Origin of the sequence: Peterkaempfera griseoplana, assembly GCF_001418575.1 — a bacterium.
GTDB classification, from domain to species: domain Bacteria; phylum Actinomycetota; class Actinomycetes; order Streptomycetales; family Streptomycetaceae; genus Peterkaempfera; species Peterkaempfera griseoplana.
Window position 1 is genome coordinate 1 of sequence record NZ_LIQR01000522.1, and the last position, 266, is coordinate 266.

Annotated in this window: 1 pseudogene; it reads left to right on the top strand. The window is 75.2% G+C overall.

The features are described 5' to 3' along the window. Nucleotides 1-51: 51 nt before the first annotated feature. A pseudogene (locus tag AOK09_RS42725) lies at nt 52-266 on the top strand (PhzF family phenazine biosynthesis protein); the annotation flags it as partial.

Sequence of the window (266 nt, forward strand, 5' to 3'; positions counted from 1 at the left end):
GCCCCCGGTGGCCCCAGGGGGCCACCGGGGGCGAGGTGGTTGGATTGCCGGGTGACCGACTACGAGGTGCTGCGCGTCTTCTGCGGACCGGACGGCCGACACGGCAATGAGCTGGGCGTGGTGCGCGACGGGGCGGCCGTCCCCGGGGAGGCCGGGCGTCTGGCCCTGGCGGCGAGGCTGGGCTTCAGCGAGACCGTCTTCGTGGACGACGCCGGGCGCGGCGTCATCGACATCTACACGCCGACGCTGCGGCTCCCCTTCGCCGG